This is a genomic window from Pseudomonas sp. RT6P73 (genome assembly GCF_054897715.1).
This window is the reverse complement of sequence record NZ_JBUBUV010000002.1, coordinates 5,998,176-6,011,319: the sequence shown is the minus strand read 5'-3', so window position 1 is coordinate 6,011,319 and position 13,144 is coordinate 5,998,176. Positions and strand designations below refer to the sequence as shown.

12 protein-coding genes are annotated in these 13,144 nt (G+C 59.8%); 3 read left to right on the top strand and 9 right to left on the bottom strand.

From position 1 onward, the window contains the following. Nucleotides 1-67: 67 nt before the first annotated feature. The 3 genes from ACYZT6_RS27690 to ACYZT6_RS27680 form a co-directional block, all read right to left on the bottom strand. A complete protein-coding gene (locus tag ACYZT6_RS27690; protein WP_462029418.1) occupies nt 68-838 on the bottom strand; it encodes a MetQ/NlpA family ABC transporter substrate-binding protein in 771 nt (256 codons plus the stop codon). Between the two features lie 62 nt (nt 839-900). Beyond that, nucleotides 901-1,575, bottom strand: coding sequence for a methionine ABC transporter permease (locus ACYZT6_RS27685; protein ID WP_461978216.1), 675 nt, complete (start codon nt 1,573-1,575; stop codon nt 901-903). Further along, a complete protein-coding gene (locus tag ACYZT6_RS27680) occupies nt 1,575-2,582 on the bottom strand; it encodes a methionine ABC transporter ATP-binding protein (RefSeq protein ID WP_109627091.1) in 1,008 nt (335 codons plus the stop codon). The genes ACYZT6_RS27685 and ACYZT6_RS27680 overlap by 1 nt, the downstream gene beginning before the upstream one ends. Nucleotides 2,583-2,842: 260 nt before the next feature. Between ACYZT6_RS27680 and katE the strand changes: the two genes are divergently transcribed. Next, a complete protein-coding gene (gene katE / locus ACYZT6_RS27675; RefSeq protein ID WP_462029417.1) occupies nt 2,843-4,981 on the top strand; it encodes a catalase HPII in 2,139 nt (712 codons plus the stop codon). A 120-nt stretch (nt 4,982-5,101) separates the two neighbouring features. Here the strand turns inward: katE and ACYZT6_RS27670 are convergent, their stop codons facing one another. The 4 genes from ACYZT6_RS27670 to zur are packed head-to-tail and all read right to left on the bottom strand — an operon-like array spanning nt 5,102 to nt 7,904. Then, entirely contained in the window at nt 5,102-5,818 is a 717-nt protein-coding gene (locus ACYZT6_RS27670) for a PA5502 family lipoprotein (RefSeq protein WP_462029416.1), read from the bottom strand. A gap of 37 nt (nt 5,819-5,855) precedes the next feature. After that, nucleotides 5,856-6,644, bottom strand: a complete 789-nt coding sequence (gene znuB, locus ACYZT6_RS27665) for a zinc ABC transporter permease subunit ZnuB (protein WP_017341765.1) — start codon at nt 6,642-6,644, stop codon at nt 5,856-5,858. Then, nucleotides 6,637-7,422, bottom strand: a complete 786-nt coding sequence (gene znuC / locus ACYZT6_RS27660; protein ID WP_462029415.1) for a zinc ABC transporter ATP-binding protein ZnuC — start codon at nt 7,420-7,422, stop codon at nt 6,637-6,639. The genes znuB and znuC overlap by 8 nt, the downstream gene beginning before the upstream one ends. Further along, a complete protein-coding gene (zur, locus tag ACYZT6_RS27655) occupies nt 7,422-7,904 on the bottom strand; it encodes a zinc uptake transcriptional repressor Zur (protein ID WP_461956472.1) in 483 nt (160 codons plus the stop codon). Before zur ends, znuC begins: the two co-directional genes overlap by 1 nt. Nucleotides 7,905-7,970: 66 nt before the next feature. Here zur and ACYZT6_RS27650 point away from each other — a divergent pair, with 66 nt between their 5' ends. Then, nucleotides 7,971-8,891, top strand: coding sequence for a zinc ABC transporter substrate-binding protein (locus ACYZT6_RS27650; RefSeq protein ID WP_462029414.1), 921 nt, complete (start codon nt 7,971-7,973; stop codon nt 8,889-8,891). Between the two features lie 88 nt (nt 8,892-8,979). Here ACYZT6_RS27650 and ACYZT6_RS27645 read toward each other — a convergent pair whose 3' ends face one another. Then, nucleotides 8,980-9,930: a homoserine kinase gene (locus tag ACYZT6_RS27645; protein ID WP_462029413.1), complete on the bottom strand. Its 951-nt coding sequence runs from the start codon at nt 9,928-9,930 to the stop codon at nt 8,980-8,982. A 58-nt stretch (nt 9,931-9,988) separates the two neighbouring features. Continuing rightward, nucleotides 9,989-10,279, bottom strand: coding sequence for a DUF2782 domain-containing protein (locus ACYZT6_RS27640; RefSeq protein ID WP_034149452.1), 291 nt, complete (start codon nt 10,277-10,279; stop codon nt 9,989-9,991). A gap of 74 nt (nt 10,280-10,353) precedes the next feature. Here ACYZT6_RS27640 and polA point away from each other — a divergent pair, with 74 nt between their 5' ends. Then, nucleotides 10,354-13,122, top strand: coding sequence for a DNA polymerase I (polA, locus tag ACYZT6_RS27635; RefSeq protein WP_462029412.1), 2,769 nt, complete (start codon nt 10,354-10,356; stop codon nt 13,120-13,122). The last annotated feature ends 22 nt before the right edge of the window (nt 13,123-13,144 follow it).

Below are 13,144 nucleotides of genomic sequence, written 5' to 3'. Positions count from 1 at the left end.
GATGGTGTTTCGGGCATAAAAAAATGGGGCGCATTCGATGCGCCCCATTTTTTGTTAGAGCTTCAGATCAAAACGCCGGCAATACCGCGCCTTTGTACTTCTCGAGAATGAAGGCCTTCACTTCCGGGCTGTGCAGCGCAGCAACCAGTTTCTTCATGGCTTCGCTGTCCTTGTCGTCCGGGCGGGCAACGAGGATGTTCACGTACGGCGAGTCGTTGCCTTCGATAACCAGCGCGTCCTTGGATGGATCGAGTTTGGCTTCCAGCGCGTAGTTGGTGTTGATCAGCGCCAGGTCGACCTGGGTCAGCACGCGCGGGATGGTCGCGGCTTCCAGTTCACGGAACTTCAGGTCCTTGGAGTTCTCGGTGATGTCCTTGACCGTCGCGAGGATGTTGTTCGAATCCTTCAACTTGATCAGGCCAGCCTTGGCCAGCAGCAACAGCGCACGGCCGCCGTTGGTGGCGTCGTTCGGGATCACCACGTTGGCGCCGCCTGGGAGCTCGGTCAGCGCTTTGTATTTGCTGGAGTAAGCGCCCAGCGGTTCCAGATGCACGCCGGCAACGGCAACCAGATTAGTGCTCTTGGCCTTGTTGAACTCATCGAGGTACGGCTGGTGCTGGAAGAAGTTGGCGTCCAGACGCTTCTCGGCAACCTGCACGTTCGGCTGGATATAGTCGGTGAAGACCTTGACCCTCAGGTCCACGCCTTCTTTGGCCAGGGCCGGTCTAACGAATTCGAGGATTTCCGCGTGCGGAACCGGGGTGGCTGCGACGGTCAGGGTATCCGCGTGAGCGGAAAACGCTGCAACGGCTGCGAACGCGACGAGTAGTTTTTTCATTCAGCTAACTCCATGTGAGGCGCCTGTCTTCGGCGCCTGCCAGCGAATGGCCGGCTCAATTGTCATTTACGAGAGAAGTGGACAACCAGCTTGTCGCCAACGGTTTGCAGTACTTGAACCAACACCAGCAGCAACATCACGGTCACGACCATCACATCAGGCTGGAAACGCTGATAACCGAAACGGATCGCCAGGTCGCCCAGACCACCCGCGCCGACCACACCGGCCATTGCCGTGTAGGACACCAGTGTAATCGCTGTCACCGTAATAGCCGCGAAGATGCCTGGACGGGCTTCCGGCAGCAAGGCATTGGTGATGATCTGCCGTGTCGTGGCGCCCATGGCCTGGGTGGCCTCGATGATGCCGCGATCCACTTCACGCAAGGCGGTTTCCACCAGTCGCGCGAAGAAAGGCGTAGCGCCAATCACCAGCGGCGGAATCGCACCAGCAACCCCGAGGGACGTGCCGGTGATCAACACGGTGAACGGGATCATCACGATCAGCAGAATGATGAACGGCAGTGAACGCAGGATGTTCACCATCAGCGACAGCATCGCGTAGACGCCTCTGGCTTCCAGCAACTGACGCGGGCTGCACAGGAACAACAGCACGCCTAACGGCAGGCCGAGCAAAACGGTGAACAACAACGAACCGAAGAGCATCAGCAGGGTGTCGCCAGTGGCCAGCCAGATTTCGAACCAGTCAATGTTGACGAAGAAACTTGTCAGGACTTCCATCAGCGCAGGACCTCCATGTGAACGTCAGCTGCGGTGAAGTGGGCGAACGCCGCTTCCATGTCGCCACCGGTGACGGCCAGAGTCAGTTGCCCGTATGGGATGTCTTTGATGCGGTCAATACGACCGGCCAGGATGCTGTAGTCCACACCCGTTTCCCGAGCGACGGTACCCAGCAACGGCGCGTAGGTCGCTTCGCCCTGGAACGTCAGACGCACGATGCGGCCCGGCACGTGAGAGAAGTCGTCACGCTGTTCGCTTTCATCGATCTGTTCATCTTCTTGCACAAAACGTTTGGTGGTCGGGTGCTTGGGATGCAGGAATACCTCGGCGACCGAACCTTGCTCGACGATCACACCCGCGTCCATGACCGCCACTTGGTCGCAGACCCGGCGGATCACGTCCATCTCGTGGGTGATCAGGACGATGGTCAGTTTCAACTCGCGGTTGATCTCGGCCAGCAATTGCAGGACCGACGCAGTGGTCTGCGGGTCCAGGGCGCTGGTGGCTTCATCGCACAGCAGGATTTTTGGCTTGGTCGCCAGGGCGCGGGCAATGCCGACACGCTGCTTCTGGCCACCGGACAGCTGCGCCGGGTACTTTTTGGCATGGTCGGACAAACCAACCCGCGCCAGCAACTCGGCGACACGCTGGTCAATCTCGCTACGCGAGAGTTCACCGGCCAGGGTCAGCGGCAACGCGACGTTGTCGGCCACGGTCTTGGACGCCAGCAGGTTGAAGTGCTGGAAAATCATCCCGACCTGCTGGCGGAAGCGGCGCAGGCTGTTGGCGTCGAGCGCCGTGACTTCTTCGCCGTCGACGATGATCTTGCCGCCACTGGACTCTTCCAGGCGATTGATCAGACGCAGCAGGGTACTTTTTCCCGCACCGGAATGACCGATCAGACCAAAGACCTGACCGTTCTCAATCGTCAGACTGGTCGGGTGCAGGGCGGGGATATCCTTACCGGCGACGCGGTAGGTTTTGTGGACGTTTTGAAACTCGATCACGTAGCGAACCTTGTGGGGCGCGTTGGAATAGGGTCAGCGGTTAGCCGGGCGCGCATTTTAGCCTGTCCGTATAGAGGTTATTAGCATTTATTCCGCATTCAACCTTCCATTTGGCAATAACGCGATCAAAGGTTAGAAAAAAGGAACGGCTGAATTCCTCGCCAGTCACTAATTAAGCAACTCGAACCGCCAGGTGCCGTGCCTGGAACATTGCTCACAAGTCCGGCTAGGACGAGATCGCAACGAGGAGTTTAAGACTGATGAGTACCAAGAAGCCTGCCGCACCTAAAAGCGCACTGGCCGGGACCAACACCCTGGACCGCGGCAACACCAATGCCAAGCTCGATAGCCTGGAAAAATTCCGCTCCGACGCCACCGAACAAGCCCTGCGCACCAATCAGGGCGTGAAGGTTTCGGACAACCAGAACACCTTGAAGGTCGGTGCTCGCGGGCCGTCGTTGCTGGAAGACTTCATCATGCGTGAAAAAATCACGCATTTTGACCATGAGCGGATCCCGGAGCGCATCGTTCACGCCCGCGGCACCAGCGCCCATGGCTTCTTCCAGGCCTATGAAAACCATTCGGTACTGACCAAGGCTGGATTCCTACAGGATCCGGGCAAAAAAACCCCGGTCTTCGTGCGCTTCTCCACGGTGCAGGGCCCGCGCGGGTCGGGTGATACCGTGCGGGACGTACGAGGTTTCGCCGTGAAGTTCTTCACTGACGAAGGCAACTTCGACCTGGTGGGCAACAACATGCCGGTGTTTTTCATTCAGGATGCGATCAAGTTTCCCGACTTCGTGCACGCCGTGAAGCCCGAGCCGCATAACGAGATTCCTACCGGCGGCTCGGCTCACGATACGTTCTGGGACTTCGTTTCCCTGGTGCCGGAATCCGCGCACATGGTGATCTGGGCCATGTCCGACCGGGCGATCCCGAAAAGCCTGCGCAGCATGCAAGGCTTCGGCGTGCATACGTTCCGGTTGATCAATGCCGAAGGAAAATCACGCTTCGTCAAATTCCACTGGCGCCCTACCGCCGGTACCTGCTCGCTGGTGTGGGATGAAGCGCAGAAGCTCGCCGGTAAAGACACCGACTATCACCGTCGTGATCTCTGGGAGTCGATCGAGATGGGCGACTACCCGGAATGGGAACTAGGCGTGCAGGTCATCGAGGAAGAAAACGAACATAAATTCGACTTCGATATCCTCGACCCGACCAAGTTGATCCCGGAAGAGCTGGTGCCGATCACCCCGTTGGGCAAAATGACCCTCAACCGTAACCCCGACAACTTCTTTGCGGAAACCGAGCAGGTTGCGTTCTGCCCTGGCCATATCGTGCCGGGAATCGACTTCTCCAACGATCCCTTGTTGCAGGGGCGACTGTTTTCCTACACCGATACCCAGATCAGCCGACTTGGCGGGCCAAACTTTCACGAGATCCCGATCAACCGTCCGGTGGCACCGTTCCATAACGGCCAACGGGATGCACTGCATCGCACCACCATCGACAAGGGCCGCGCGTCCTACGAGCCGAACTCCATCGATGGCGGTTGGCCGAAAGAAACGCCGCCCGCCGCGCAGGACGGTGGATTCGAGACCTACCCTGAGCGCATAGACGCCAACAAGATTCGCCAGCGCAGCGAGTCGTTCAGCGACCATTTCTCCCAGGCGCGGCTGTTTTTCCACAGCATGAGCAAGCACGAGCAGGAACACATCATCTCGGCTTACAGCTTTGAGCTGGGCAAGGTCGAGCGGGAGTTCATCCGTGCGCGTCAGGTGAATGAGATTCTGGCCAATATCGACCTGGAACTGGCCAAGCGCGTGGCACAGAACCTCGGCTTGCCGGCGCCAAAGGCTGGCACCGTCGAAGTGCGTAAAACCTCGCCTGACCGCTCACCCGCCTTGAGCCAGGCCAACCTGCTGCCAGCAGACATCAAAACCCGCAAAGTGGCGATTCTCGCGGCCAACGGTGTCGATGGTGCTGCGATTGATGCGATGAAGAAGGCGCTGAAGGCCGAAGGGGCGCACGCCAAATTGCTCGGCCCGACTTCCGCGCCCGTGACCACTGCCGATGGCAAGACACTGCCGGTTGATGCGTCGATGGAAGGCTTGCCGTCAGTGGCATTCGATGCGGTGTTCGTGCCCGGTGGCGCGGCGTCGATCAAGGCGTTGAGCACCGATGGCGTGGCGCTGCATTACCTGTTGGAGGCGTACAAGCACTTGAAGGCGATTGCGCTGCATGGCGAAGCGAAGCAGTTGCTGGATGTGTTGAAGCTTGAGGTGGATGCGGGGTTGATCGTGGGGACGGATGCCAAATTGATCAAACCGTTTTTTGCGGCGATCGGACAGCATCGGGTTTGGGATCGGGAGCCGAAGGCCAAGGCGATTCCGGCTTAAGGATTTGTATCGATAGCAAGGACGCCTTCGCGGGCAAGCCTCGCTCCTACAAGTATCGTGTCGTTCGCTTGTGTGATGAACGACGCGACCCTGTAGGAGCGAGGCTTGCCCGCGAAGCTTTTAGGGTTTACGCGGGCTCAAGACGATCTGCGCCGGAACGTTGCGCAGGATCTGCTTTTGCAGGTTCAAATCAAACCCCGAATCCAGTTTCTTCACCCGCTTGGTCAGCAACGTAGCCAACCACGGGTAATCCTGGGTGCGCGGCGCCTGAATACTCACGTCGCACTGGTAATTGACCACATCAGCGGCGATCGCATCCAATTGACGGCGAAGCTTGGCCATATCGGTGAGGTTCAACGCAACCGTGGTGCTTTCGGCGGTCGGATCAATCACTTTCGCCTGCGGTTTGGCTTCAGCAGCCAACAGCGCCGCTTCAGCCCTGTCCAGCTCGGCTTTACGGGCATCGACGATGGCGTTGTTGAGCCCACCGGTCAGCGCCGGAGCCTTTGGCATCAACGCCCGAGCCCGAGCCAGCGCCGTGGCGGCCGCATTCACGTCGCCCTTTTGCAACACGATCTGGCTGCGGCGCAGATAGGCTTCAGCCAATTGCCGTTGATATTGCACAAGGGAAGGGTCGTCGGGCGACTGGGCCTGCAAGGTTGCCAGTTGGTCCTCGGCGGTGGCCAGCTCGCTACTGGCCAGGTTTTGTTCCAGCTGCGCGATGGCCGCGGCCCGTGCACCGGTCGCCTCAGTAGTGGCCGATGGCGTGCTTTGGCAAGCGCCCAGTAGCAGCGAAAATGCGACAAGGAGCAGATAACGGGAGGCTAACAGCTTCATTCCTGCGACTCTCTATTTGCGCAAAAAACGAGCAAGTCTACACCCCTCGACGGGGCAGGACAAAACTCAGCAGAAACAGTGCGGCGGCCGTCACAACAATCGACGGGCCTGCCGGTGTGTCCTTGAACCACGACAACGCCAACCCGCCACAGACCGCGAGCATGCCCAGCAGGCTCGCGCCCAGTGCCATCTGCTCCGGCGAACGGGCGTGACGTTGTGCCGCAGCGGCCGGGATGATCAACAACGAAGTAATCAGCAACACACCGACGATTTTCATCGCCACAGCGATCACCACAGCGATCAGCAACATCAGGGTCAGGCGCAGTGCCGGCACAGGCAAACCTTCCACTCTGGCCAGTTCTTCGTGCACCGTGATTGCCAGCAATGGCCGCCACAATGTCACCAACAAGGCTAGAACGGCCGCGCTGCCGCCGAGTATCCAGGCCAGATCGGTCGGGCTGATCGCCAGCAAGTCGCCGAACAGATAAGCCATCAGGTCGATCCGCACTTCGTGCATGAAGCTTAGTACGACCAGGCCAAGAGAGAGCGTGCTCGGTGCGAGAATTCCCAAAAGCGTGTCGGACGCCAGCGGCTGGCGCTGTTGCAACGTCACCAGCAGCACCGCCAACAGCAAGCAGCCGACGGTGACGGCCACGGTCGGGCTGACATCCAGCAAAAAGCCCAATGCCACGCCGAGCAAGGCCGCGTGGGACAAGGTGTCGCCGAAATAAGCCATGCGCCGCCAGACCACAAACGAACCCAGCGGTCCTGCGACCAGCGCCAAAGCCAGACCTGCAAGCAGGGCGTAGAGCAGAAAATCAGCCATGCTTGCAGCTATCTCCATGGACATGGGGTTGGGCCGTCGTGGCCGCACTGACCACCGAACCATGCAGGTCATGGGCGTGGTCGTGGTGGTGGTGATAAATCGCCAGGCTTTGTGCGTTCTTTCCGAACAGCTCGACGAAAGCAGGATCGCCGCTGACCTGTTCCGGGTGCCCGGAGCAGCAGACATGACGATTCAGGCAAACCACCTGGTCGGTGGTGCTCATGACCAGGTGCAAATCGTGGGAGACCATCAACACGCCGCAGCCGTGACGGTCGCGCAGACGCGTGATCAGGCTGTAGAGCTCGGCCTGACCGGCCACGTCGACGCCTTGCACCGGTTCGTCGAGCACCAGCAGTTCCGGCTCACGCAACAAAGCCCGAGCCAGCAGCACGCGCTGCATTTCACCGCCGGAAACACTTTGCACCGGGCTGTCGATCACCTGCTCGGCGCCGACTTCCTTGAGCGCCGCCAAGGCCCTGGCGCGATCCACGCCCGGCACCAGACGCAAGAAGCGCAGCACGGACAGCGGCAGCGTCGGATCGACGTGAAGTTTTTGCGGCATGTAACCGACCCGCAGTTTCGGCTTGCGCCAGACGCTGCCGCTGTCCGGCTTCAACAGACCGAGCACGGCGCGTACCAGCGTGGTTTTGCCCGCACCATTCGGACCGATCAGGGTAACAATCTGTCCCGGCTCGACGCTCAGTTCGATGTTATCCAGCACGTTTTGCCCGGCAAAGGTGACGGCAACCTGCTCGAGGCGGATCAGCGCGTTGCTCATCAAGCCCCCTGGCAACCCGAGCAGAGACCGACGACTTCAACGGTCTGGCCTTCGACGACGAACCCGACATCCTTGGCGCTGCTGATGATCGCGTCACTGATGGATTTCTGTTCGAGCTCGATGGCGGCGTGGCATTCGCGGCAAATCAGGAACTGGCCCTGGTGGGCATGCTCAGGGTAATTGCAGCCAATGAAGGCGTTCAGCGAGGAGATGCGGTGGACGAGGCCGTTTTCCAGCAGGAAATCCAGCGCGCGGTACACGGTTGGCGGCGCGGCGCGACGGCCGTCCTGCTCGCTGAGTACCGCGAGGATGTCGTAGGCACCCAGCGGTTTGTGACTTTGCCACACCAGTTCCAGCACCCGCCGACGCAAGGCGGTCAAGCGCAGGCCTTGACGTGCGCACAAGGCATCGGCCTCCGACAGAGCGCTATGTACGCAATGAGAGTGATCGTGGGGACGGCTGGCAATCGGTGTTTTAGGCATGAGCGGAGACGAGTTTTGTGAGAGACGTTATTATGTTACCCGTTCTCGCCTCTTCGAGTGGTCATCGTGTCCCGACTTTTTTCTATCTTTGTCGCATTTGTCGCAAGTTTTCTGTTGATGGGTTCGGCCCAGGCCGACGTCAAAGTCCTCACCAGCATCAAGCCTCTGCAGCTGATTGCCGCTGCGGTGCAGGACGGCGTGGCGATTCCGGAAGTGCTGCTGCCGCCCGGGGCTTCGCCGCATAACTATGCCTTGCGCCCTTCCGACGTACGGAAGGTGCAATCGGTGGATCTGGTTTACTGGATCGGTCCGGCCATGGAAGGTTTCCTGCCTCGCGTGCTGAACGGTCGTACGCTGCCGAGTGTTGCGATCCAGGATTTGCCGGGGCTGAAACTGCGCCATTTCGCCGAAGACAGCCATTCCCACGCGGAAGAAGCCGACGAGCATGATCACGATCATCGCCCGGGCAGCCTGGACGCACATTTGTGGTTGTCCCCGGTCAACGCTCGCGTAATTGCCAGCAAAATGGCTGCGGACCTGAGTGCAGCCGATCCGGCCAATGCGGCGCGTTATCAGAGCAACCTCAAGGCGTTCGATGAGCGTCTGGATGCGCTGGATCTGCGATTGAAGGCACGCCTGGCCGGTATCACCGGTAAACCTTACTTTGTGTTCCACGAGGCGTTCGACTACTTCGAAGAGGCTTACGGCCTCAAGCACACCGGCGTGTTCAGCGTCGCCGCCGAAGTCCAGCCGGGTGCTCAGCATGTCGCGGCGATGCGCACGCGCTTGCAGGAGGTCGGCAAGACGTGTGTGTTCAGTGAGCCGCCGTTGCGTCCGCGCCTGGCGGAAACGCTGGTGGCCGGACTGCCGGTGAAACTGGCGGAGCTGGATGCGCTGGGCGGGTACACGCCGGCGACTGCTCAGGGGTATGAGCAGGTGTTGGAGAAGTTGGGGAATGATTTGGCGGGGTGTCTGGAGTCGTTGTAATTCCAGAATTGCGGCGCCCCATTCGCGGGCAAGCCTCGCTCCTACAGATCACACCAACCTGTAGGAGCGAGGCTTGCCCGCGAAGCTTTTAGAGGGCGAACGGTAGCGGTGTACTAACCTTCTGCCGCTGCGCCAATCGCTGCTGGAACTCCATCGGGTCGTGAATCAACACGTCCTGCCCGGCGAACGACTCCGCGGCGATCAACCGTGACAACCAAAACCGCACACACGCCACACGCAGCATGGTTGGCCACAGCTCGGCTTCAGTTGCCGTGAACGGCCGCAACGCCGCATAAGCCCCGAGCAGCGCTCGCGCTCGCGGCCCGTCGATCAGCCCGTCGTCTTCCGAACACCAGTCATTCAAGGCAATCGCCACGTCGTAGAGCATCGGTCCCGAGCAGGCGTTGTAGAAGTCGATCAACCCGGTCAGGTGCGTGCCTTCGAACATCGCGTTATCGCGGAACAGGTCAGCGTGGATGTTGGCTCGAGGCAGCGCCAGAATTTTCGTCTTCTGCTGAGTGATTTCGTCCAGCGCCCGTTGCAGCAGATCGCTTTGCTCGGCATTCAGGTGGGACAGCAACTGCGTGCCCTCCTCCAGCATCCAGTCCAGGCCACGATCGGTTTTGCGCTTGATCATGTTGGCCTGGGTCGCCAGGTGCAGATGGCCCAGCAACTCGCCGACTTGAGCGCAATGCTGCGCGTTGGCGACCTTGATGTGCTTGCCGGCCAGACGTGGTTGCAACAGCGCAGGCTTGCCGGCCAGTTCGCGCAAGGCAACGCCATCGGTGGTACGCAGCGCGTACGGCACCGGCAGGTCCGCCTCGTGCAGCACATCGAGCAGTTCGATGAAGAACGGCATCTCCTGAACCGGACCGCGCTCGACCAGGGTCAGGACGAATTCGCCCTGCTCCAGGCTGATGAAGAAATTGGTGTTCTCACTACCGGCGGCAATCCCCTGGAAATCAAGCAGGCGGCCGAGCCCGTATGGGGCGAGAAAGGTTTCCAGCTCGGGCCGAGCCAGCGGGGTGAACACAGACATGTTTAAACTGCCAGTACGGGCGCCGCTGCTTGAGCCAGCGCCGATTGAAATTAAGAAACTACTTCCACTCGAAAATTTTCCACGACGGAATCAGCATATCCGGCTGATCCGAGCGGATGAAGTTTGCATCGGTACCGTCCGCACGCACCAGAAAATAGGGCGGTGCACCCTTCGGCGTGACCTTGATCGCGTACAGGAAACCGTTTTGGCGGTACTCCTGAATGACCTTGTCCCCTTCCGTGCGGATCGTGACTTCCGGCTCCGGTGTCGGCGCATCGTCCGCCGCCATGACAGCCAGGGGAACGGTTGCAAACAAGCCAGCCAGCAACAGGCGATTTAGTGTGCGCATGATAACCTTGTCCCTTTGTCGTCAACGGTCCCGCTATTCTAGCGCCGGACCCGCCGAAAAGGTTGATCCTGCTCATGAGCCAAGCCCCCCTCGTCCTGGTGGACGGTTCTTCTTACCTGTACCGCGCCTTTCACGCCCTGCCGCCGCTGACCACTTCCAAAGGTCTGCCGACCGGAGCGGTCAAAGGCGTGCTGAACATGCTCAAGAGCCTGCGCAAGCAGTACCCGGACAGTCCGTTCGCCGTGGTGTTCGACGCCAAGGGTGGGACGTTTCGCGATGACATGTACGCCGAATACAAGGCCAACCGTCCGAGCATGCCGGATGACATGCGCGTGCAGATCGAGCCACTGCATCAGAGCGTAATCGCGCTGGGCTTCCCGCTGCTGTGCGTCGAAGGCGTCGAGGCCGATGATGTGATCGGCACGCTGGCCCGCAGCAGCGCGGCGGCTGACCGCCCCGTGGTGATCTCCACCGGCGACAAGGACATGGCGCAACTGGTCGACGGCCACATTACCTTGGTCAATACCATGACCGGTAGCGCGCTGGACGTGGAGGGCGTGAAGGAGAAATTCGGCGTCGCTCCCGAGCAGATCATCGACTACCTGGCACTGATGGGCGACTCTTCCGACAACATTCCGGGCGTTCCGGGCATTGGTCCGAAGACCGCTTCCGGCCTGCTGGTCGGTGTGAACGGCGGCCTGACCGAGCTGTACGCACAGCTCGACATCGTCCCGACCCTGCCGATTCGCGGCGCCAAGACCCTGCCGGCCAAACTCGAAGAGCACAAGGAGATGGCGTTCCTCTCGTATCAACTGGCGACCATCAAGATCGACGTACCGCTGGACATCGGCCTCGACGACCTGCAAATGGGCCAGCCGGATCACGACAAACTCGCCGAGCTCTACACCCTGCTGGAATTCAAGAGCTGGTTTGACGAGAACCAGCGCGATGCCAAGCGTTCCGGCCAGGAGATTGTCGAGGTCGTTCAGGAGCAGCCGGGCGCTGTCGAACCGAAGTATGAAACCATCCTTGACGCTAAGCGCTTCGAAGCCTGGCTGGACAAACTCGACAAGGCGCCTCTGATCGCCTTTGTCACGGAAACCAACGGCACCGACGCTCAGCACGCGCAACTGGTGGGGCTGTCGTTTTCCGTAGCAGCCAACGAAGCGGCCTACATTCCGCTGACCCATTCCTACATGGGCGTGCCAGAACAGCTCGACCGCGATACCGTGCTGCTGGCATTGAAACCGTTACTGGAAGATCCGAAAAAGCTGAAAATCGGCCAGAACGCCAAGTTTGAAACCAACATCCTGGCCAATTGCGCCATCGGTGGCGACCAGAACCACGGGATCACTGTTCAGGGCATTGCTTACGACACGATGCTTGAGTCCTACGTGCTCGACTCGACCGCCACCCGGCACGACATGGACAGCTTGGCACTGAAGTACCTGGGCGAAAGCAAAACCGACATTCAAGGGATCGCCGGCAAAGGCGTCAAACAGCTGACCTTCGACCAGATATCCCTGGAGCTGGCTGGTGACTATGCCGCGGAAGATGCCGATGTCACCTTCCGCCTGCATTGGGCACTACAGGAAAAACTGGCGGCGACGCCAAGTTTGATTCAAGTACTCAGCGACATTGAAATGCCCCTGATGCCAGTACTGGCCCGTATCGAACGTCAGGGTGCGCTGGTGGACGCGAACTTGCTGGGCATCCAGAGCGTGGAGTTGGGCGAGAAACTGGTCGCCCTGGAACGTGAGGCGTTTGCCATTGCGGGCGAGGAATTCAACCTCGGCTCTCCAAAGCAATTGGGCGTAATCCTCTACGAAAAGCTCGGTTTGCCAATACTCAGCAAAACCGCCAAAGGCCAGGCTTCGACGGCCGAAGCGGTGTTGGCCGAACTGGCGGAACAGGACTATCCACTGCCCAAGGTGTTGATGCAGTACCGCTCGCTGAGCAAACTCAAAAGCACTTACACCGACCGTCTGCCTGAGCAGATCAATACTCGTACTGGTCGCATCCATACGAACTATCAGCAAGCCGTCGCTGCCACCGGACGCTTGTCGTCCATCGATCCGAACCTGCAGAACATTCCAATCCGTACCGCCGAAGGGCGTCGGATTCGTCAGGCGTTCGTAGCGCCGAAAGGCTACAAGCTGCTGGCGGCGGACTATTCGCAAATCGAACTGCGGATCATGGCGCACCTGGCCAAGGACGAAGGTTTGCTGCACGCGTTCCGCAATGACCTGGATGTGCACAAGGCCACCGCCGCCGAAGTGTTCGGCGTGGAACTGGCCGATGTCACCACCGATCAGCGTCGCAGCGCCAAGGCGATCAACTTCGGTTTGATCTACGGCATGAGCGCGTTTGGTCTGGCCAAGCAGATCGGCGTTGATCGCAAGCAATCCCAGGCGTACATCGACCGTTATTTCGCCCGCTACCCGGGTGTTCTTGAATACATGGAACGCACCCGCGCCCAGGCGGCCGAGCAAGGCTTTGTCGAGACCATCTTCGGTCGTCGCCTGTACTTGCCGGAAATCAACGCGAAAAACCCGGCCCTGCGCAAAGGTGCCGAACGCACGGCGATCAACGCCCCGATGCAAGGCACGGCGGCGGACATCATCAAGAAAGCCATGGTGGCAGTGGATAACTGGCTGACTTCCTCGGGCCTCGATGCCAAGGTCATCCTGCAAGTGCACGATGAATTGGTGCTTGAGGTGCGTGAAGATCTGGTCGACCAGGTCCGCGATGAAATTCGCGCGCACATGAGCGATGCCGTGGAGCTTGATGTGCCGCTTCTGGTCGAGGTTGGCGTAGGCAATAACTGGGATGAGGCTCACTGAGCCGTCTGAAAAGGCGTTTTCT